This is a genomic window from Streptomyces sp. NBC_01334 (assembly GCF_035983595.1).
In the GTDB taxonomy this organism is placed as follows: domain Bacteria; phylum Actinomycetota; class Actinomycetes; order Streptomycetales; family Streptomycetaceae; genus Streptomyces; species Streptomyces coriariae.
This window is the reverse complement of the sequence record NZ_CP130718.1, coordinates 6,125,236-6,145,622: the sequence shown is the minus strand read 5'-3', so window position 1 is coordinate 6,145,622 and position 20,387 is coordinate 6,125,236. Positions and strand designations below refer to the sequence as shown.

Annotated in this window: 20 protein-coding genes and 1 pseudogene; 11 read left to right on the top strand and 10 right to left on the bottom strand. The window is 70.9% G+C overall.

Annotated elements, in window-relative coordinates; all coding sequences use genetic code 11:
* Nucleotides 1–30: 30 nt before the first annotated feature.
* Nucleotides 31–633 (bottom strand): hypothetical protein, encoded by a 603-nt coding sequence (locus OG736_RS27725; protein WP_327184813.1) that lies wholly within the window; start codon nucleotides 631–633, stop codon nucleotides 31–33.
* A complete protein-coding gene (locus tag OG736_RS27720) occupies nucleotides 630–1,205 on the bottom strand; it encodes an RNA polymerase sigma factor (RefSeq protein ID WP_327187734.1) in 576 nt (191 codons plus the stop codon). Before OG736_RS27720 ends, OG736_RS27725 begins: the two co-directional genes overlap by 4 nt.
* A gap of 333 nt (nucleotides 1,206–1,538) precedes the next feature.
* Between OG736_RS27720 and OG736_RS27715 the strand changes: the two genes are divergently transcribed.
* Both OG736_RS27715 and OG736_RS27710 read left to right on the top strand, forming a co-directional pair.
* Nucleotides 1,539–2,207, top strand: coding sequence for a hypothetical protein (locus tag OG736_RS27715; protein ID WP_327187733.1), 669 nt, complete (start codon nucleotides 1,539–1,541; stop codon nucleotides 2,205–2,207).
* Between the two features lie 3 nt (nucleotides 2,208–2,210).
* A pseudogene (locus OG736_RS27710) lies at nucleotides 2,211–2,483 on the top strand (DUF4291 family protein); the annotation flags it as partial.
* A 342-nt stretch (nucleotides 2,484–2,825) separates the two neighbouring features.
* On the opposite strand, the gene OG736_RS27705 reads toward OG736_RS27710, so the two are convergent.
* Entirely contained in the window at nucleotides 2,826–3,284 is a 459-nt protein-coding gene (locus tag OG736_RS27705) for a DUF5707 domain-containing protein (protein WP_327184812.1), read from the bottom strand.
* 658 nt (nucleotides 3,285–3,942) lie between these two features.
* On the opposite strand from OG736_RS27705, the gene OG736_RS27700 reads away from it, so the two are divergent.
* From OG736_RS27700 to OG736_RS27675, 6 genes are all read left to right on the top strand, one after another.
* Nucleotides 3,943–4,632: a DUF4389 domain-containing protein gene (locus OG736_RS27700; protein WP_327184810.1), complete on the top strand. Its 690-nt coding sequence runs from the start codon at nucleotides 3,943–3,945 to the stop codon at nucleotides 4,630–4,632.
* Between the two features lie 60 nt (nucleotides 4,633–4,692).
* Complete coding sequence (locus OG736_RS27695; RefSeq protein ID WP_327184809.1) at nucleotides 4,693–5,814, top strand: serine hydrolase domain-containing protein; 1,122 nt, start codon at nucleotides 4,693–4,695, stop codon at nucleotides 5,812–5,814.
* A gap of 77 nt (nucleotides 5,815–5,891) precedes the next feature.
* On the top strand, nucleotides 5,892–6,698 hold the full coding sequence (locus OG736_RS27690) for a type 1 glutamine amidotransferase family protein (protein WP_327184808.1): 807 nt from the start codon (nucleotides 5,892–5,894) through the stop codon (nucleotides 6,696–6,698).
* Between the two features lie 208 nt (nucleotides 6,699–6,906).
* A complete protein-coding gene (locus OG736_RS27685) occupies nucleotides 6,907–7,929 on the top strand; it encodes an ABC transporter substrate-binding protein (RefSeq protein ID WP_442817084.1) in 1,023 nt (340 codons plus the stop codon).
* Between the two features lie 7 nt (nucleotides 7,930–7,936).
* Nucleotides 7,937–8,923, top strand: a complete 987-nt coding sequence (locus tag OG736_RS27680; RefSeq protein ID WP_327184807.1) for a FecCD family ABC transporter permease — start codon at nucleotides 7,937–7,939, stop codon at nucleotides 8,921–8,923.
* The gene (locus tag OG736_RS27675) at nucleotides 8,920–10,020 is read left to right on the top strand and encodes a FecCD family ABC transporter permease (RefSeq protein ID WP_327184806.1); all 1,101 of its coding nucleotides are present in this window, start codon (nucleotides 8,920–8,922) and stop codon (nucleotides 10,018–10,020) included. The genes OG736_RS27680 and OG736_RS27675 overlap by 4 nt, the downstream gene beginning before the upstream one ends.
* 149 nt (nucleotides 10,021–10,169) lie before the next feature.
* Here the strand turns inward: OG736_RS27675 and OG736_RS27670 are convergent, their stop codons facing one another.
* Nucleotides 10,170–11,210 (bottom strand): NAD(P)-dependent alcohol dehydrogenase, encoded by a 1,041-nt coding sequence (locus tag OG736_RS27670; RefSeq protein ID WP_327184805.1) that lies wholly within the window; start codon nucleotides 11,208–11,210, stop codon nucleotides 10,170–10,172.
* A 173-nt stretch (nucleotides 11,211–11,383) separates the two neighbouring features.
* Here OG736_RS27670 and OG736_RS27665 point away from each other — a divergent pair, with 173 nt between their 5' ends.
* The gene (locus OG736_RS27665; protein ID WP_327184804.1) at nucleotides 11,384–12,289 is read left to right on the top strand and encodes a helix-turn-helix domain-containing protein; all 906 of its coding nucleotides are present in this window, start codon (nucleotides 11,384–11,386) and stop codon (nucleotides 12,287–12,289) included.
* A 26-nt stretch (nucleotides 12,290–12,315) separates the two neighbouring features.
* On the opposite strand, the gene OG736_RS27660 is transcribed toward OG736_RS27665, so the two are convergent.
* From OG736_RS27660 to OG736_RS27640, 5 genes are all read right to left on the bottom strand, one after another.
* Nucleotides 12,316–13,107 (bottom strand): group II truncated hemoglobin, encoded by a 792-nt coding sequence (locus tag OG736_RS27660; RefSeq protein ID WP_327184803.1) that lies wholly within the window; start codon nucleotides 13,105–13,107, stop codon nucleotides 12,316–12,318.
* 90 nt (nucleotides 13,108–13,197) lie between these two features.
* A complete protein-coding gene (locus OG736_RS27655) occupies nucleotides 13,198–13,884 on the bottom strand; it encodes an ABC transporter ATP-binding protein (RefSeq protein WP_142265914.1) in 687 nt (228 codons plus the stop codon).
* Between the two features lie 47 nt (nucleotides 13,885–13,931).
* Nucleotides 13,932–15,419 carry an ABC transporter permease gene (locus OG736_RS27650; RefSeq protein WP_327184802.1) on the bottom strand — a complete coding sequence of 496 codons (1,488 nt, stop codon included), beginning with the start codon at nucleotides 15,417–15,419 and terminating at the stop codon, nucleotides 13,932–13,934.
* Between the two features lie 155 nt (nucleotides 15,420–15,574).
* Entirely contained in the window at nucleotides 15,575–16,837 is a 1,263-nt protein-coding gene (locus OG736_RS27645; protein WP_327184801.1) for a L,D-transpeptidase, read from the bottom strand.
* Nucleotides 16,838–17,036: 199 nt separating this feature from the next.
* Nucleotides 17,037–17,393 carry a hypothetical protein gene (locus OG736_RS27640; protein WP_327184800.1) on the bottom strand — a complete coding sequence of 119 codons (357 nt, stop codon included), beginning with the start codon at nucleotides 17,391–17,393 and terminating at the stop codon, nucleotides 17,037–17,039.
* 109 nt (nucleotides 17,394–17,502) lie between these two features.
* Here OG736_RS27640 and OG736_RS27635 point away from each other — a divergent pair, with 109 nt between their 5' ends.
* Nucleotides 17,503–17,898, top strand: coding sequence for an LPXTG cell wall anchor domain-containing protein (locus tag OG736_RS27635; protein ID WP_327184799.1), 396 nt, complete (start codon nucleotides 17,503–17,505; stop codon nucleotides 17,896–17,898).
* A 42-nt stretch (nucleotides 17,899–17,940) separates the two neighbouring features.
* Complete coding sequence (locus tag OG736_RS27630) at nucleotides 17,941–18,729, top strand: hypothetical protein (RefSeq protein WP_327184798.1); 789 nt, start codon at nucleotides 17,941–17,943, stop codon at nucleotides 18,727–18,729.
* Nucleotides 18,730–18,803: 74 nt separating this feature from the next.
* On the opposite strand, the gene hutH is transcribed toward OG736_RS27630, so the two are convergent.
* The gene (gene hutH / locus OG736_RS27625; protein WP_327187731.1) at nucleotides 18,804–20,342 is read right to left on the bottom strand and encodes a histidine ammonia-lyase; all 1,539 of its coding nucleotides are present in this window, start codon (nucleotides 20,340–20,342) and stop codon (nucleotides 18,804–18,806) included.
* Between the last annotated feature and the right edge of the window lie 45 nt (nucleotides 20,343–20,387).

Genomic DNA, 20,387 nt, shown 5'->3' with positions numbered 1-20,387 from the left:
GGCTCGGATCGTCCTTGCAGCTGGTTTCCGCTACTTCCCGAAGGCCTGGCGGAACTCGTCGACGATCTCGTCCGAGGCCCCGTTCGCACCGCACACCGGGACGACGCCGTTCTCGGCGGCCACGATGTAGCGCTCACCTTCCGAGAACGTCAGCGCCTCCGGCCGGCTCGCGTCGCTGTCGAGCACGACCGTCTCCGTGTCGCCGCCCTTCAACCAGTAGTCGACGCGGAAGGTGACCGTGGAACCCTTGATGGAGGTGACCGTTCCCACGAAGAGGGTCGGGTACCCACGCAGGGTGTCGGGGCTGGGTGCCACACACTTCTGGGTGCCGAAGCCGCTGTGGGTGGTGAGTGTCAGTGGGCCGGTCGAGGCCGAGTGCCCGTCGTCGTTCGCCATGACTCCTCCGGCGATGCCGCCGCCGAGCAGAAGCAGACCGGCAGCCGCCGCGAGTCCGAGGAGCTGACGGCGGCTCCGTCGCGCAGCGGTCGTCGCGGGGACCGAATCGCCGGTCCGGAGCGCGGTGTCGGTGGTCAAGATGTCCTCCACAAGTCGGTCGATGTCGGGCGGCGGAGCATGTGGGGTCAGCGCCGGGTCCGCGGACTTCAGCCGGGCCAGCAACTCGTCGTCATTCACTGACCGCTCCTTCCTTCATCTCTCTTGTGTCCGGACGGTTCGCCCTGCTTTCGCCTCAGCTGTTCGGCGAGTCTCTTTTTCGCCCGGTGCAGCCGGATGCTCACGGCGTTGGACGTCAGCCCGGTCGCCTCCGCGATCTGCCGGAGCGCCAGCCCCTCCCACGCCCACAGCCGCACCACCTCACGGTCCAGTGCCCCGAGGGCGGCGAGCGCGGCGTGCAGATCGCTGTGGTCGGCGACCCCGGCCGGCTGCTGCTCCTGCGTCCGGATCAACCGCTCCACCAGCCGGAGCCGGCGCCCGTCGGCACGCCGGGCATTCGCCAGGCAGCCACGCGCCACCCCGTAGCACCACGGCAGCACGTCATCGGGGTCGGGCAGGGAAGCCGGCGCCGACCCGAGGCCGGGGACGTCGTCAATACGGCGCCACAGCACCAGCATCGCCTCCGCCAGGATGTCGTCGACCATGTCGGCGCTCGTCCGTCGCAGCAGATACCGGTGCAACGGTTCCACCACCACGTGCGCCAGTCTTTCGAAGCGCGCCCGCTGCCTCTGGCGCGACTCCTCTTCCGTCATGGATTCCACAACCCGTCCTGTCCGGCACCGGCCGGATCCTTTCAGGCGTGGGCGTACGGACACTGATGGTGTCGCGAGATCCAATGAAGCAGGCTCGGACCAGCTGACCCAGCTCGCGCCGTGCAGGTCTCCCGCTGCAATCCAGTGCGCCAGCTCGCGCGCATCCCGCTCGGCAGATCGACGGGACGACCGCGGCACACCAGCAAGGTCTACGAACACCGCTTGACGTGGGCCATCAAGCGGCGTTCACAGCCCGCAAGGACACGTGCTTGGACCATGGGTTGTATCGGTCCTGTCGGGCCGGCCTGCCGCTGCGTAGATCATGGGGCTGTGATGAAGCGGACGAAGGACACGCCTCCGGTCGGGCAGCCGAACCATGAGCCAGAACTCACGGCCTACCAGCGGGACATGCGGAACCGGCTGCTCGCGGCCCCTGTGGTGCCCGCGCCCGAACCCTGGCGGCCCGTCTTCGAGTACGAGTACGGCGTCCCTGTCGGCGGACTTCTCGGCGTCGGTTTCGCGTCGCATCCCGACAGAGGCCATGACCTGGTCATGGTCGTCTCGCACGATGGTCACGGTCTCTTCGATGCCGTCACCGGCGAGAGGATCGCCAGGGACCGCGACCCCGACCCCGAGGACAGCACCCCCGACGCGGCCGCCGACCTGACGTGCCCCGGACTGGGACCGATCGCCGGCAGTCGCGTACACATCGCAGGGCTCTTCGGCGGAGGGTTGCACACCACGACCGAGGACGGCTGGACCCTGGAGGCCGTCACTCCGGCCTGGCCCAACGATCGTGTACTGCTCTCGACCGACGGCGGAATTCCTCACTCCGGCCCGTACGGAGAGCAGTGGTGGCACATCTTCCACTCCACTTACTCGGAACTTCGAGCCTTCGGTTTCTCTCCCTCAGGGGAGACCATCGCCGTCGCGACGAGCAGTGACGTATCCCTGTGGACCCGCCACCCCGGGCCCGGCAACGGCAGCGTCGCTCTACGCTGACCAATCCGCGACGTGGGCCCGACAACCACCCGAATAAGGGTCTGCGAGCGCGGCTTGACATGGATCGAGCCCAGCTTCCTGTGGATGACGTACCGCTGCGGGTGGGGCCTGAAGGAGGGTCAGGAGACCGTTCTCGCGGTGGAGGTCGGCCGGGAGGGCTTCGAGTGGGCGCTGCGGCACGCGTGTCCGTCGAGCTGCGCACCCGGAGTACACCCTGACCGAGCAACCTGGCAGCGTGAGTCGAAGCGCGCGCCCGCTCGTGTGCGGTGGGGCCCGTAGCGGGACCTGCGCCTCCTGCCGCTGCCGTACCGGTCCTTGCGACTCGCCACACCCTCGCGGGGACGCGGGTCTCCTGCCCGATCGGCGTGGCCGGCGCAGGTGGCTGAGCCCCTGTCGTCGGAAGCTGCGGCGATCCTGCGGGCGCTACTGGCCGGCTCGGATCCGGTGAGCGGTGCGCTACTGGCCCAGATTCCGCCACTCGGGTGGTGGGCACATGTGGCTGCGGCTATGTGACGGTCGATCTGGAAGCGGACCCTACAGCGGCGGCTCCAGCACCGTCGCACGACGATCCGGCCGCTGATGCGGGGTACAGCGCAGCGCACGCCCACTCCCGCCCGCCTACCTGACGGTGAAGTCGGATGCCTCGGTGTTCAGGGTCGTGGTGCCGTTCTGCGCGGTGGCCAGGACCGCGATGTGCCAGAGGCCGCGCGGGGACGACTCGGCGTCGGAACCGGTGACCTCGGCGGTGTAGGTGCAGCGCACGGTGTCCTCCCCGGAGGGCTCGCAGACGGCCGGCTCCGCCGCGGTCATGTCCTTGGTGGTCAGCTGCTTCTCGGCGAAGGACGAGTTCTCCGGCCATGCGAGCACCTTCACGCTCGTGACTCCGGAGGACGCCGTGACATCGGTGACGAAGGTCAACGAGCCGTCGCGGTCGCCGTCGGGAGCGGTGTAGCGGGCGGTACTGTGCGCCAGCGCCGGAGGCTGCTCCCCCGCGTGGGCGAGAGCGAAGGCACCGGCGCCGGCACCCCCGAGGACGACGACACCGGCGGCAACGGACAGAGCGATACGACGGGACACGGGATTCTCCGTAACTGAGTCAGCTGCATCGGGCCGGCGCGCCGGACCTCCGCGCCGCTGCACCGATGCTCGCCGCCCGGCCACCCGCCGGACATGAGCGCACCTACTCAACCCGGCCTGAGTAAGCCCACCGGACAGGCACCCGCCGCCGAAGACCGGTGGCCGCCTGCCCGGGCCGATCTCACGCTGTACGCCATGGAAGAGCCGCGACGCGGTGATCGTGCGCGTTGCGCCGTACGTCCCACGTGCAATCCACGATCAGCGCCTGCCGGACGTACTCGCACTCCCCGGCGACGTGACGCGCTCTTCCCTCTCGCACCCTCGCCCCCGAAATCCGTCACCCGGCTACCCCCGGGAACGCACTTGCCCCGCTGGAGACGAATGAGCTTCGGAACATATGCGCGCAGAGTGCGTGACGAACGGTTGCCGTTTGCCGGCGGCACACGGCATTGAGGTGTGCCGTCGGGAACTACCGCTCGGCTTCGACACCACGTGGGCCTGTCCGGCGGCCACCGCGTGCCCCGCTCCCGATCTGCGCAGGGACCCCCGCGGCCCTGCTGCGCGCGCTGGCCACCTTGGAGTGCGAGACAGCCCCGGTCGCGGCCCTTCCTGCGGTGTGCGAGCCTGAAATCATGATCCGGGAACTGAGCTGGTCCCCATGATTCCGGTCGCCGTGTCGCCTGTGCGCATCGAGGCGTTTCTCGATCCTCGGTTGTCCAGATGGATGTGGCTGGTGAAGTGGTTCCTCGCCATCCCGCATTACATCGTGCTGTTCTTCCTGTGGATCGCGTTCTCCTTCGTGACCGTCGTCGCGTTCTTCGCGATCCTGTTCACGGCCCGATATCCCCGGGCGCTCTTCGACTTCAACGTCGGTGTGATGCGCTGGAACTGGCGTGTCGCCTACTACGCCCACGCCGCGCTCGGTACCGACCGGTACCCGCCGTTCACCCTCGCCGAGGTGCCCGACTATCCGGCGCATTTCGACGTCGTCTATCCCGAGCGTCTGTCGCGCGGTCTGGTGCTGGTGAAGTGGTGGCTGCTGGCCATCCCGCAGTACATCGTCGTGGGGATGTTCGTCGGCGACTGGGGCTGGGGCGGGATGGACTGTTGGCACGGCGGCGGGCTCGTCTTCTACCTCTCCTTCGTCGCCGTGATCATCCTGGCCTTCACCGGCCGCTACCCGGTGCACCTCTTCGACTTCCTGCTCGGCCTGGCCCGCTGGGTCGCGCGGGTGGGCGCCTACGCGGCGCTGATGACCGACGCGTACCCGCCGTTCCGGCTGGACATGGGCGCACAGGCCTCCCCGCCCGCAGAGACCCGGGCCCCGGCGGGCGGGCCCGACCGGTAGCGCCCGTCGGCGCCGGAATTCGGTTGCCTCCGGCCGTCCCGTGGGGGCTCAATGGCGGGCATGGCTGACATCCAGGGCTCGTACGACGATCTGTTCACCGCCGTGCCCACCGCGCTGGCCGCGCTGCTGGACGGCGGGGACGTCGGCGGCTCGGTGGCCGTCTTCGTGGACGGCGAGCCGGTGGTGGACGTCTGGGGCGGGTTCGCCGACGCGGCGCGCGGTGTCCCCTGGCAGCGGGACACGATCGTCAACGTCTGGTCCGTCACGAAGACGATGACGGCGCTGTGCGCGCTGGTCCTGGCCGACCGGGGCGAGCTCGATCCGGACGCGCCGGTGGCCCGGTACTGGCCGGAGTTCGCGGCGGCGGGCAAGGACGCGGTGCTGGTACGGCACCTGCTCTCGCACACCGCCGGACTGCCCGACTGGGACGGCCCGGTGGCGGACATCTACGACTGGCAGGCCGCGACGGCACGACTGGCCGCGCAGGCTCCGCAGTGGGAGCCGGGCAGCGCGGCCGGGTACCACTCGCTCACCCAGGGGTTCCTCGTGGGCGAGGTCGTGCGCCGGATCACCGGCCGGAGCGTGGGTGAGTTCTTCGCCGACGAGATCGCCGGACCGCTGGGCGCGGACTTCCGGATGGGGCTGCCGGCCGAGCACGATCACCGGGTGGCGCTCACGGTCCCGCCGCCGTTCCGGGACGAGGACTACACGGCGGGCGCGGCCCGCGCCGACGTGGCCCGGACCGTGACGGCCGCCCCGACCGCGATCCGGCTCCGCGACGGCAACAGCGTGGCCTGGCGCCGGGCGCAGATCCCGGCGGCGAGCGGCTTCGGCAACGCCCGCTCGGTCGCCCTCGTCCAGTCGGCGATGGCCTGCGGGGGCTCCGTGCGTGGGGTGCGGCTGCTGTCCCGGGCGGGCTGCGACCGGGCCTGGGAGGAACAGTTCAGCGGCGAGGACCGCGTCCTGGGCATGCCGATCAGCTGGGGTCTGGGCTACGGGCGGTTCGGCGGCACGTACGGGTGGGGCGGTTGGGGCGGCTCGACGGTCATGATCGACCCCGAGGCCCGCGCGGTGGTGGCCTACGTGACCAATCAGATGCGCGAACCGGCGGAGGACACCCGGGGACTGGACCTCGTGATGGCCGCCTACGACGGTCTCCAGGGGCTCCGGGCCGGTGGCTGAGGCGTGAACCGGCCGAACCGGCCGCCCTTCGTGAGTTACTTGCCCGAGTCGTCCATGAGCCCAGGGGGGAAGTGCGCGTGAGCAGCGGTACGAAGAGCAGTGGTGGTCGGGTGTTCCTGATCGGCGGGGGGTGGGAGGAGACGGTCGTCGACGTCGTGCACGGGCCGTTCCTGCGCGCGGCCCGCGCCGCGTCGGGGGCGTCGAAGGCGTCGGGATCCGGTTCCGGGTCGACGCCCCGCATCCTCTGCGTGATCGTCGACGAGGGCGACGGAGCCGAGCAGTTCGCCCGGTACGACGTCGCGTTGCGGAAGGCCGGGGACTGTACGCCCGTGCCAGTGCTGGTGCCGATCGGGGAGCGGTTCGAGGTCGGCGCGGTGACCGAGGACGTGGCCGGGGTGTTCGTCTGCGGTGGGCTGACGCCCGCGTATCAGGAGGCGTTCGCCGAATCCTCCGGTCCGCTGTCCGCCCTGCTTCGCGAGCGGGGACTTCCGTATGCCGGGTTCTCCGCGGGAGCCGCGATGGCGGCGCGGGACGCGGTGGTCGGGGGGTGGCTGGTGGACGGGGTCGCCGTGTGTCCGCCGGACACCGCGGAGGACCTCGAGGAGCTCGATGTCCGGCCCGGGCTGGGGCTCGTGCCGTTCGCGGTGGACAACCATGCCGCGCAGTGGGGGACGTTGGGGCGGCTGGCGGCCGTCGTGGCGGGCGGCCGGCTGGCACACGGGGTGGCCATCGACGAGAACACGGTGGTGGAGGTCGGGGGCGAGGGTGGCGACGGCCGCGCGCGGGTGGCCGGGCGCGGCCGGGCCCATTGCGTGCGCCCCGCTCCGGGCGGCGGAGTCCTCGTCCGGTCCTACGGCGACGGCGAGTCGTTCCCCGTGTCCTGAACCCGAGATTCCGCAACCCTCCGGACCGGCTAAGGTAAGGCTCGCCTTAGTAGCGGTGATCGGAGCAGCTGTGCGTACGTCGAAGCGGAAGTCCGTCCTGGGCACGTCCGTCCCGGGCGCGTCTGCCGGGTCTGTCGGGACCGACAGGTCCGGCGGGACCGACAGGTCCGGCGGCCCTGCCGGGTCCGCCAGATCCGTCCTGTCCGTCGTGTCCCTCGTCGTCGGAGGGCTGCTGGTCGGATGCTCGGCCGCCGCTGACAACGATGCCAGGTCCTCGTCCGGGACCGACGGCGAGCGCAACCTGGTCGCCGGGGCGTCGGCGGGCCCCTCGGCCGCACCCGGCGTCCTCGCCGACGGCATGGGCGCGGACACCGACACCGACGGGACGTTCCCGCGCACGGTCAAGCACTTCCGGGGCACCACCACCGTAGAGGCGGAGCCGAAGAAGATCGCCGTGATCAGCACGGGGCAGCTCGACGACCTGCTCAGCCTCGGTGTCGTCCCGACCGCCTCCACCCGTGCCGACAACGCCGGTCTGGTCCCGGACTACCTGACGGACGCCTTCCCGCAGTACAAGGCGAAGCTCGCGGCGATGACCGACGCGGGCACCCGTCAGGCGCCCAACCTGGAGTCCCTCGCGGCCGTGAAGCCCGACCTGATCCTGGTCAACGACTCCCTGGGCGACCTCTACCCCAAGCTGTCCAAGATCGCGCCGACCGTGGTCACGGCCGGACAGGGCATCAACTGGAAGCGCGATCTGCTGCTCGTCGGCGAGGCGATCGGCAAGGGGCAGGCCGCGCGGAAGCTGCTCGACGGGATCGTCGGCGACGCGCGGACCCGGGGGGACTCGGTCGCGGGCGACCCGACCGTCTCCATGGTGCGCTTCACCCCGGACCGCACCCGGATGTTCGGCGTGTCGTCCTTCACCGGGTCGATCGCCGTCGACATGGGGCTCTCCCGGCCCGAGTCGCAGCGGTTCAACGCCATCTCGGAGGACATCAGCGCCGAGAAGATCGACACCGCGGACGGTGACTGGATCTTCTACTCGGTCCAGGGGGACGCGAGCGGGACGGATGCCGCGACCACGGTGGCCGGGCCGCTGTGGAAGGGGATGGGCGCCGTCAAGGCCGGGCAGGCCGTGCAGGTCGACGACGACCCGTGGTACCTCAACGCCGGTCCGACCGCCGCCCGCCTGGTCGTCACCGAGCTCGCCGACCACCTCGGCAGGTAACCGTCCCGTGAAACACCTCGCCTGGCCGGCGGCCGCCCTGCTGGTGACCGCGGCGGCCGTGCTCAGCCTCGCCGTCGGCACCCGCGCGGTGCCGCCGTCCGCCGTGCTCGACGCCCTGCTGCACGACGGGAGCTCACCGGACGCCCTCGTCGTGCGGTCCCTGCGGCTGCCGCGGACGGAGATCGGGCTGACGGCGGGAGCCGCGCTCGGTCTCGCCGGGGCGGCCCTCCAGGCGGTCACCCGCAATCCGCTCGCCGACCCCGGCATCCTCGGCCTCAGCCAGGGCGCCGCGGCGGGGGTCGTCCTCGCCGTCTCGCTCGGCCTCGCCGACGGCTTCTCCGGGTACGTCCGGTACGCCTTCGTCGGCGCCGTCGCCGCCGCGTGCCTGGTGTACGCCATAGCCGCCCGCGGCCGGGGCGGGGCCTCACCGGTGAAACTGGCGCTGGCCGGCACCGCACTGTCCGCCATGACCGCCGGTGCCACGACCGTCGTCCTGACCTCGAGTGCGGCGACCCTCGACCAGTTCCGGTTCTGGCAGGTCGGCGCGTTGAGCGGGCGCGACGCCGACACCGTCGTACGGATGCTGCCGTTCCTGGCGGTGGGCGCGGCACTGGTGCTGGCGTGCGCGCGTGGGCTGGACGCGCTGGCCCTCGGCGACGAGACGGCTCGGGCGCTCGGCCATCGAGTGCACACGGTACGGGTGTGCGCCGCGCTCGGGGCGACGCTCCTGACCGCGTCCGCGGTGGCCGCGGCGGGGCCGATCGCCTTCGTGGGTCTGGCCGTCCCGCATCTCGCCCGCCGGGTCACGCGCGGTGCCGCGCATCGGCTCGTGCTGCCGCTGTCGGCGGTGCTGGGCGCCGCGCTGCTGCTGCTCGCGGATGTGGCGGGACGGGTGGTGCGGGCTCCCGCGGAAGTGCCGGCCGGGGTGATGACGGCGTTGGTGGGGGTGCCCGTGCTGGTGTTGCTGGTGCGGCGGAAGGGGGCGGTGACATGACGCCCGGGACGCCGGACCGCCACCCCGGGTCGGCGGCCGCTACGACCGGGGTGCCGGCCGCGCGTCCGGCGGGTTCCGCGGTTCTGCGCCCCCACCCCCGGGTCTCCCTTCTCCTGCACCGCCGGTCCGCCGGTGTCGCCGTGGCCCTCGTGCTGCTCCTCGCGGCCGTCATGCTCGGCTCCGCCTGTCTCGGCCGGACCTACGTCCCGCCGGCCGAGGTGTGGCGCACCCTGCGCGGTGACACCGGTCCCTACGATCTGGTCGTGGGCGAGCTCCGGGTCCCGCGTATCGCTCTCGGCGCCCTCGTCGGCGCCGCACTCGGCCTGTCCGGTGCGCTGGTGCAGACCGTCACCCGCAACCCGCTGGCCGGACCGGACGTGATCGGGGTGAGCCACGGCGCCGCCGCCGCGACCGTCCTCGCCCTCGCCACCGGAGCCGTCACCTCGCCCGGCGCGATGCCCGCGGTGTCCGTCGCGGGCGGTCTCGCGGCCGCCGCCCTCGTCTATCTGCTCGCCTGGCGCCACGGGATGCAGCCGAGCCGCTTCGTGCTCACCGGTGTCGGCATCGGCGTCGCGCTGTCCGCGGTCGTCCAGCTGTACCTCACGGACAGCGAGCTGGAGGCCGCCGAGCAGGTCAAGCTGTGGCTCACCGGCAGCCTCAACGGCCGCGGCTGGGAGCAGGCGGGGCCGCTGGCCGCCGTGCTCCTGCTCGCGCTCCCCGCGCTGGTGTGGGCGAGCCGGGCCGCCCGCCCGCTCGGCCTCGACACGGACACCGCGGCCGCGCTCGGCGTACGGGTGGGCCGGGCGCGGCTCGGTCTGACCGTCCTCGGGGTCGTGCTCGCGGCGACCGCGACGGGCGCGGCGGGACCGATCGGCTTCGTCGCCCTCACCGCGCCCCAACTGGCCCGCCGCCTCACGCGGACCCCCCACCTTCCGCTGGTGGCGGGCGCGTTGACGGGAGCGGTGGTCCTGGTCGGCGCGGACCTGGCCGCCCGCACCCTGCTGCCGCCGCTGGAGATCCCGGTCGGCGCGCTGACCGCGCTGGTGGGCGGGCCGTATCTGCTGTGGCTGCTGGGGAGGGACCGACGCAACCCGTGAGGCGTCCGGCGCCCGTCCGGTGACGAGGAAGGCCCCCGGCGCGATGCGCCGGGGGCCCACTCACGGTCGGGAAGCCGCGAGGACCGTCACGAGGTCGACGGGGACCGTCACGAACTCCGCGAGGACCGTCACGGGATCCGCGAGGTCGGTCAGATCGTCGACGTGTCGATCACGAACCGGTAGCGGACGTCGCTGGCGAGCACCCGCTCGTACGCCTCGTTGATCTGGTCGGCGCTGATCAGCTCGATCTCGGCGCCCAAGCCGTGCTCGGCGCAGAAGTCCAGCATCTCCTGGGTCTCCTGGATGCCACCGATGCCGGAGCCGGCGAGGGTCTTGCGGCCGCCGATCACCGAGAACAGGTTGAGGGCGACGGGCTCCTCGGGCGCGCCGACGTTCACGAAGGCGCCGTCGGTCTTCAGCAGGGCCAGGTAGGCGTCCAGGTTCAGCGGGGCCGAGACCGTCGAGAGGATGAGGTCGAAGGTGCCCGCCAGCTCCTTGAAGGTCTTCTCGTCGCTGGTGGCGTAGTAGTGGTCGGCGCCCAGCTTCAGGCCGTCGTCCTTCTTGCGCAGCGACTGGGACAGCACGGTCACCTCGGCGCCGAGGGCGTGCGCGATCTTGACGCCCATGTGGCCGAGGCCGCCCATGCCGAGGATCGCGACCTTCTTGCCGGGGCCGGCGTTCCAGTGCTTCAGCGGGGAGTAGGTGGTGATGCCGGCGCAGAGCAGCGGCGCGGCGACGTCGAGCGAGAGGCCGTCGGGGATGCGGACGACGTAGTTCTCGTCCACGACGATCTTCTGCGCGTAGCCGCCGTAGGTGGGCTCGCCGTCCTTGCCGACGGCGTTGTACGTACCGACGCTGCCGCCGGTGCAGTACTGCTCCAGGCCGGCCTTGCAGTTGTCGCACTCACGGCAGGAGTCGACGAGGCAGCCGACGCCCACGCGGTCGCCGACGGCGAACCGGGTGACACCGGGACCCACCTCGGAGACGACGCCCGCGATCTCGTGACCGGGCACCATCGGGAAGATCGCCTCGCCCCAGCCCTCCCGGGCCTGGTGGATGTCCGAGTGACAGATCCCGGCGAACTCGATGTCGATCAGGACGTCGAACTCGCGCACCGCGCGGCGTTCGATCGTCGTGCGCTCCAGCGGAGCCTTGGCGGAGGGTGCGGCGTACGCGGCAACGGTGGTCATGCCCTGGATCTCCTAGCGGGGGGTTCGTGTTCCGGCCTGCCTTCCGGCCGGGTACGACGTCCAGCCTGCCCCATCGCACGACATTCACCCAGGTCACGCCTCTGCGTACGTCTGCTGTGCCTACCACTGGCGGGGTCAGGCTGGTGTGCGTACGACCGGGAATACTGGACGGCATGGACGAACACCCCGAACCTCCCGGCGCCCCCCTGGACCGGCGTGCCGAGCTCAGCGAGTTCCTGCGCACCCGGCGCGCCAGGCTGAAGCCGGAGGACGTGGGGCTGCCGGACTTCGGGCGCCACCGCAGGGTGCCGGGGCTGCGGCGCGAGGAGCTGGCGCAGCTGGCCGGGGTCTCGGTGGCGTACTACACGCGCCTGGAGCAGGGCAACGGGCGGAACGTGTCGGCGGAGGTGCTGGACTCCATCGCCAGGGCGCTGCGGCTCTCCGACGCCGAGCACGCGCATCTCACCCACCTGGCGAAGCCGAAGCACAAGAAGAAGCAGAGCGCGCCGCCCCAGCAGGTGCGGGGCCCGCTGCGGCAGCTGCTGGACACGATGGACTCGGTACCGGCGTACCTCATCGGGCGGCGCACCGAGATCCTGGGCTGGAACCGGATGGCGGCGGCCGTCTTCGGCGACTGGGCGGAGCTGCCGGTGGCGGAGCGCAACTGGGCCCGGCTGGTCTTCCTGCGCCCCGACTACCGGGACCTCTTCGTGGACTGGGAGCAGAAGGCGATCGACATCGTCTGCGCCCTGCGCATGGACGCGGGCTGCTATCCGGACGACCCGCGGCTGTCCGCGCTGGTGGGCCAGCTGTCGGTGAAGAGCGAGGACTTCCGGCGGCTGTGGGCGACCCACGACGTCAAGGAGAAGAGCCACGGCGTGAAGCTGCTGAGGCATCCGCTGGTCGGCGAACTCTCCCTGAACTTCGAGGGGTTCAGGCTGATGGGCGACGGCGAACAGACGATGGTGACGTATCACGCGGATCCGGGATCGGCCTCGGCGGAGGCGCTGCGGCTGCTGGCGAGCTGGGGCGCGGACGCGACGCGGGCGGGGGCCGGCTCCCAGACTCCGTCCGTCTGAGAGCCGCCCCTCCCCCTCGGGGGCCGTCAGCCCTGGTAGGGCGGAGCCGCGCCCCATCCCCACTGCGGCACCGGCTGCTCGGCCGGCGGCTTGGCGTCCGGGCCGGAGAAGTGGACGGCGAGCCGGGTGCCCCACTCCACATAGGCGAGGAACGCCGAACGGAACTCGGCGTCGGTCGGCAGACCTGCCTCGTCGGCCGCGTCCTGGACGAGGTTGACCCAGCGGCGGCGCTGGGGTTCGGTGATGTCCCGCCCGAAGTGCTTGGCCACCATGTGGCTGTGGCCGCCCTGGGTCGCCGAGTAGTTGTGCGGCCCGCCGAAGACCTCCGCGAGCCAGAGCGCGACGTGCTCGGCGTGCTCGGGGGCGAGGCCCGCGAAGACCGGCGCGAGCAGGTCGTCCTGGAGCACCTTGGCGTAGAAGGCCTCGGTGAGCCGGGCGAAGGCCTCCGCGCCGCCCGCCCAGTCGTACAGCGTGGGCACGGCGGAGCCCGTCCCGCGCACCGAGGTGGCCTTGTAGTGCCGCATCTCGTCGATGTGCCCGATGTACGGGCGGATCTCCGCGAGGAAGACGGGGAACAGGTCCGAGGTGCGGAAGCCCTCGAGGTGGTCTTCGGTCGACGTCCAGGTGATCCGCAGGATGTAGTGCCCGAAGTCCTCCTCGCAGCGGGCGAGTTCGTAGTCGACGCAGTGCGGGGAGGCCGCGAGCTCACGCGCGGCTCGGGTGTACGCGGCCAGGAACTCCGCGGACCGCTCCTCGGGGATCCGGTACCGGATGTACTCGACCGTGGTGCGGGGCGTGCTTGTCTCGGGTGCCGTCATGGGGCCACGCAAGCACGAACGGCCCGCCGGAGGCTTGTCTTCCGGCGGGCGTTCGCTCAGCGCTCAGCGAACCGGCGTCCTGCGCCCCCGTCAGGCCGACGCCGCGTTCTCCTTCACCGTGATCTTGCCCTTGCGGATCGTCGCCACGCGCGGGGCCTTCTTCGCGATCGAGGAGTCGTGGGTGACCATGATGAAGGTCAGCCCGTGCTCCTTCCACATGGTGTGCAGCACGTCCATGATCTCGTCGCGCATGCTCTCGTCGAGGTTGCCGGTGGGCTCGTCGGCGAGCAGCACCTTCGGCTGCTTGACCAGCGCGCGGGCGATCGCCACGCGCTGCTGCTGGCCGCCGGACATCTCGGACGGCAGATGTCCGAGACGCTCTCCCAGGCCGACGGACTTCAGCGCCTCGGCGGCCCGTTCGCGCCGCTCCTTGACCTTCACGCCGAGCGGGACGAGCGCGGTCTCGACGTTCTCCTGCGCGTTCAGCGTCGGGATGAGGTTGAAGGACTGGAAGACGAAGCCGATGTTCTCGCTGCGCACCTTCGTGAGCCTGGCCTCGGAGAGCTTGGCCAGGTCGACGCCGTCGAGGACGATCTCGCCCTCGGAGGGCCGGTCGAGCGCTCCGATCATCTGCAGCAGCGTGGACTTGCCGCCGCCGGTGGGACCCTGGATGACGAGCCGGTCGCCGTCCGGGATGGTCAGGTCGACCCCGGCGAGGGCGTGGACCGTCTCCTTGCCCCGGCTGTAGCGCTTGGTGACGCCTCTGAGTTCGTACATGGGGACAACAACTCCTGGTGTGCGTTCGTTGGTTGGGGGCGGTTCGGCTACTCGACGCGGCGCAGCGCGTCGGCCGGGCGCAGCCGGGAGGCGCGCCAGCCGCCGAACGCCCCGGCGATCAGACCGCCGGCCACGGCGAGACCCACCGCGACGGCCACCGTCGTGACGCTCACCGGCGCCGTCAGCGCCACGTCGAGGGTCTTGGCCGCCGCCTGGCGACCGGGACCGCCGAAGCCGCCGCCACCGCCGCCGGGACCGCCCTGGCCCCCACCGCCTCCGCCGCCGCCCAACTGGGCCTGGAGGGTGGGGCTGATGGCGGTCACGACGTACGCGCCGGCCAGTCCCAGGGCGATGCCCAGGGCGCCGCCCAGCAGCCCGTTGACCATGGCCTCGCCGACGACCTGCCGGGTGACGCGGCCGGACTTCCAGCCCAGCGCCTTCAGCGTGCCGAACTCACGGACGCGGCGGGAGACCGCCGAGGAGGTGAGCAGACCGGCGACCAGGAAGGCGGCGATCAGGACCGCGATGGACAGCCACTTGCCGACGTTGGTGGCGAGCGAGGAGGCCGTGGAGAGGGAGCCGGAGACGGTGTCCGCGAGGTCGGCGGAGGTCGTCACCGTGGTGCCCGAGACGTTCTTCTGGATCGTCGACTTGACGCTGTCGATCTTCTGGGAGTCGGTCGCCTTGACGTAGATCGTGGTGACCTTGTCCTTCGAGTCGCTGAGGGTCTGAGCCTGGGTCAGCGGAAGGTAGACGTTGGCGGCGGCGTCACCGCTGTCGGCCGTGGCGATGCCGATCACCGAGAACTTGACCTTGCTGATGGTCAGCGTGGAACCGACCTTGAGCGACTTCTCCTTGGCGTACGCCGAGTCGAGGACGGCGACCTTGCCGTTGTTCTCCGTGGTCTTGAAGGTACGGCCGCTGGTGATGGTCGAGGAGGTCAGCGGGCCGAGCGCGGGCTCGGTGACGTCGGTGCCGTAGACGGAGTAACTGTTGACGTCGAAGTTGGCTCCGCCACCCTGCACTTCACCCTGCGGCTGGCCGTTGCCGCCGCCGTTGGCACCGGCGCCGCCGCCCTGCCGGCCGTCGGCGCCGCCCGCGTTGTCGTTCTGCTGGAACTGACCGCGGGTGAACTGGCCGTCGACCTTGAGGACCTGGAGGCTCAGTCCGCCGACCGCGTCGGAGACACCGCCCTGCTTGCCGACCTTGGTGACGGTCGCGGTCGACAGGGTCTGGAAGCCCTGCACCATGACGCGGTCGGTGCTCTGCTCCGCGTCGGAGTCGTTGTCCTGCGCGTCGAACTGGAAGCGCGGCCGGTCCGAGGCGCTCGCGGTGGGCGAGGCGGCCTTGGTGACCGTCATGTCCGTACCCAGTCCGTACAGGGACTGGAGGACCTTGTCCTGGGCCTTCCCCATGCCGGACGACACGGAGGTGACCACGATGACCAGCGCGATACCCAGCGCGAGCCCGGAGGCGACGACGAGGGCCGCTTTTCTACGGCGGCGCAGTTCGCGCCTCAGGTAGGTGAAGAACATGGCCGCACGGTAGGTACCGCGCGTGATGAAGGGATAAGGCCGAAATAAGAGAACGATGAGAAGGCTGTGATCAACCCCGGAAACACCGGTGCCGCCCCTGGGGGCGGCACCGGAAAGCTGTGGGTCGACTGTCGAACCGACCGTCAGGAACTACCTCAGACGGCCGAACCCGCCTTCCACTGCGCCCAGTCCATGTTCCAGCCGTTGAGGCCGTTGTCCGGGGACACGGTCTTGTCGCCGGTGTTCTTGACCACCACGACGTCGCCGACGATGGAGTTGGTGTAGAACCAGTAGCCCGCCGTGCCCGAGTCGTTGGCGCCCTTGGTGTCGGACAGACCCACGCAGCCGTGGCTGGTGTTCACCGAGCCGAAGATGGACTTCGCGCCCCAGTAGTTGCCGTGCACGAAGGTGCCGGAGTTGGTGAGGCGGATGGCGTGCGGCACGTCCTTGATGTCGTACTCGCCCTTGCCGTCGTCATCGGTGAAGCCCACGGTCGCGCCGTTCATGCGCGTCTCCTTGAACTTCTCCGACATCACCATCTGGCCCTCGTACGTCTTGTTGTCGGGCGAGCCGGCCGAGATCGGGATGGTCTTGATGACCGCGCCGTTGTGCGTGATCTTCATCTGCTTGGTCTTGGCGTCCACGTAGGACACCTGGTTGCGGCCGACCTTGAAGGTGACCGTCTTCTGCTGGACCCCGATGACACCGTCGGCGCCCTCCACCCCGTCGAGCGCGAGCTTCAGCGTGACGGTGGAGTTCTCCTTCCAGTAGTCCTCGGGACGGCAGTCCATGCGCTGGGTGGAGAACCAGTGGCAGACGACCTCCTGACCGCTGGTGGAGGTGACCGTGACGCCCTTCTGCACGGCCGCCTTGTTGGTGATCTCCTTGTTGAAGTTGATCGACACCGGCATGCCCACGCCGACGGTCGAACCGTCCTCCGGCGTGAAGTTGCCTATGAAGCTGTTGTCCGGCGAGACCGTGGTGAAGGAGGCGTTCTCGTGCGCCACGAGGCCGCCCGAGTCCTTCGCCTCGGCCGCCACCTTGTAGGTGGTGGAGCGCTCGAGCTGCGTGTTCGGCTTCCAGCTGGTCTTGTCGGCGGAGAGCGCGCCCTCGACGGCCGTGCCGTCGGAGGTGGTCATCGTCACCGTGGTGAGCGTGCCCTTGCTCACCGTGACCGCCGCGGAGTTGTTGATGGAGGCGTTGTCCGAGCCGTCCGCGGGCGTGATCTTGATCTGGGCCTCGGAGGACTTCTTGGCCGCCGCCTCGTCGGCCTTGGCCTGCGAGGAGCTGCCTCCGCCGTCGGAGGCGTCACTGTCGCCGCCGGAACACGCAGAGAGCACCAGAACACCGCCGAGCAGTGCGGACGCGGTCATCAGACCTCGGCGCCGCCTACTGTCCGTCATCACACGCTTCTCCATCGTTGCCGATTGCCAGAACCCAGAGAGTCCCCGTAAGAACATCAACGCTACGACCGGTTCCTCCCGTTCCACATTCCCGAAGGTGTGGGGCACGCCACGTTCGTGGCGCGGATGATGCGGGTGTCGGTTCGTGCGCCTGGTGAGACGACGAAACCCCGGTCGGCGGTTGCCGTCCGGGGTGACGAGTTTCCCGGAACGCTCAGCCGATGCGCGTCTCTTCGCCGTCCGCCTCGTCATCCTCGTCGACATCATCCTCGTCGAGGTCCCACTCCGGCGAATCCGGGTCGTAGTCGATCCGTTCGCTGGACCAGGAGGCCTGCTGGAGCTCCACCCCGGGTACCTCACCGACCAGGTCGAACGGGTCGACGAGATAGGCGAGGGCCTCCGCCGTGTCCTCCGTCACAGCCCCCTCGGCGTGCGCGCGCTCGGCGTCGGGGAGCTCCGCGTCGTCGGCGATCCGCCGCAGCGCCGCCGTCGTCACGGCGTCCTCGTCGTGCACCTCGAGGAGAATATCCACTCTGATCCGCACAAAACGTGATGTCTCTTCAGTACTCATGGCCGGAGCGTACGGCTCACAGCTCCCGCAACTTTCCCGCGACCCGCGACTTTCATTAGCATCGGACCACACGGCCAATTCGCCAGCGCCACAAGGGGATCGATATTCCGTGTCATCCGCTCGACGTCCGTTGCTGACCGCCACCGCCGCGGGGACCCTGTTGGGTGCCCTGTGGTTCGTCCCGTCCGCGAACGCGTCCCAGGACACCCCGGCCAGAACGGGCACGACGACGCAGATCACGACCCAGGCACGGGCCGCGTCGACGACCACGACCGACACCACCACCGCCGGCGGCACGACCGGGACGACCGCCGACGGCACCACCGGGACGACCGCCAGGACGGTTGCCGATACAGCGGCCGACACCACGGTCGACGACGGCACCCGGCTCGCCGACACCGGCAGCTTCGACACGACCCCCTACGTCGTCGGCGGAACCACGCTTCTCGCGCTCGGCGCGGGCTTCGTGGTCTATTCCGTCCGCCGGGAACGTCTGGGTTTTTGAATCAACTTGACTGTTCTTTGACAGGCTCTTCATAGTTCGCTCATGAAGAGATCACCGGGGGCACGGCTGTGCGCCGCCGCCGCAACAGGCGCACTGTCGCTCTCCCTCCTCACCGCATGTTCGGACGACGGGTCGAAGGACTCCGCGGACTCCAAGGCCTCCGCCTCCTCGTCCGCCGCCTCCTCCTCGTCGGGTCCGGCCGCGAAGGCGCTCACCTCCGCCGAGCTGGAGAAGCTGCTGCTCGCACAGGGCGAACTCAAGGGCTACAAGTCCGAATCGGGCGACGACACCCTGCCGGCCTCCAAGTCCTCGGTGAAGACCGACAAGCCGGCCTGCGACCCGCTCGCCTGGGCCACGGCCGCTCTCGCCCCGGGCGACACGGACGCGAACGCCAGCAACACGGTCTCGGAGGACAAGGCGTCGGGTGCCACCGTGCAGCCGGAGGACTTCGCGGACGCCTTCGACGTCGACATGACGTTCGTGGGTCTCTCCTCGTACGAGGGCGACGGCGCCGAGAAGGCCATGAAGGCCGTCTCCGACGGCGTGACGGCCTGTGCCGGCGGGTACGGCCTGACGGCCGAGGGTGAGACCACCAAGGTCACCAAGGTGGTCGCGGAGAAGGGCGCCGCGAAGGGTGACGAGGCGGTGACCTTCGCCGCGGACGTCGACATGGACGGCGCGGGCACGGCCACCTTCCACACCCAGGTGGTGCGCAAGGGCAACACCGTCGCCTCGTTCTACACGGTGAACTTCGCCGCGATGTCGAAGGGCGGCGACATGGGCGCCGTCCCGGCGGCCGTGGTCGACGCGCAGGTCGCCAAGCTGAAGTAGCCCGCCGACCCACGCACTTCGAAAGGGCCCCGCCGCACGGCTGCGGCGGGGCCCTTTCGCGCTACCGGATCGCGCTACCGGAGCGGACCGGTGACCGTCTCCACCGCGGCGACGATCCCTCCGTCGCGCACGAAGGCGTCCGCCGCAGCGAGATCGGGCGCGAGGAACCGGTCGGGGCCGGGGCCCCGCACGCCCGCCTTGCGCGCCGCCTCGATGACCGCACGCGTCGCCGGCGCCGGGGTGAGCCCCTCGCGCAGCTCCACACCCCGGCCGGCGGCGTACAGCTCGACGGCGATCACGCGCGTGAGGTTGTCGACGGCGGTGCGCAGCTTGCGGGCCGCGGACCAGCCCATCGACACGTGGTCCTCCTGCATAGCGGAGGACGGGATGGAGTCGGCGGACGCCGGGACGGCCAGCCGCTTCAGCTCGCTGACCAGCGCGGCCTGCGTGTACTGGGCGATCATCAGCCCGGAGTCGACGCCTGCGTCGTCCGCGAGGAACGGCGGGAGGCCGTGGCTGCGGTTCTTGTCCAGCAGCCGGTCGGTGCGCCGCTCGGCGATGGAGGCGAGGTCGGCGACGGCGATGGCGAGGAAGTCCAGGACGTAGGCGACCGGGGCGCCGTGGAAGTTGCCGTTGGACTCGACGCGCCCGTCGGGCAGCACCACCGGGTTGTCGACGGCCGAGGCCAGCTCCCGCTCGGCGACGAGCCGGGCGTGCGCCATGGTGTCGCGGCCGGCGCCGGCGACCTGCGGGGCGCAGCGCACCGAGTAGGCGTCCTGGACCCGGGGCGCGTCGTCCTGGTGGTGGCCGGTGAGTTCCGAACCCGCCAGCACGGCCAGCATGTTGGCGGCCGAGGCGCCCTGCCCCGGGTGCGGGCGGATGGCGTGCAGCTCGGGGGCGAGCACCTTGTCGGTGCCGAGCAGCGCCTCCAGGCTGAGCGCGGCGGTGACGTCGGCGGACTTGTAGAGCATGTCGAGGTCGGCGAGGGCCATGACCAGCATGCCGAGCATGCCGTCGGTGCCGTTGAGGAGCGCCAGCCCCTCCTTCTCGCGCAGCTCGACGGGGGCGATGCCGTGCTCGGCGAGCAGCTCGCCGGCGGGCCGTACGACGCCGTCCGGGCCCTCCGCGTCGCCTTCGCCCATGAGGGTGAGGGCGCAGTGCGAGAGCGGGGCCAGGTCGCCGGAGCAGCCGAGGGAGCCGTACTCGTGCACGACCGGGGTGATGCCGGCGTTGAGGATGTCGGCCATGGTCTGCGCGACCTCGGGCCGTACGCCGGTGTGCCCGGAGCAGACGGTCTTCAGCCGCAGGAACATCAGCGCCCGGACGACCTCGCGCTCGACCCGCGGGCCCATGCCGGCGGCGTGCGAGCGGACGATGTTGCGCTGGAGCTGGGCGCGCAGCTCCGGGCTGATGTGCCGGGTGGCGAGGGCGCCGAACCCGGTGGAGACGCCGTAGACGGGCTCGGGCTTGGCAGCCAGCGCGTCCACGATCTCGCGGGCCGCGGCGAGGGCCGCCACCGCCTCGCCGGAGAGCTCGATCCGGGCGCCGCCGCGCGCCACCGCGAGCACGTCGGACGCGGTCACGCCGGACGTCCCCACCACCACAGTGTGCATATCCATATTCAGGAGCGTACGCAGTGAAGACCAGGATGTCACCAG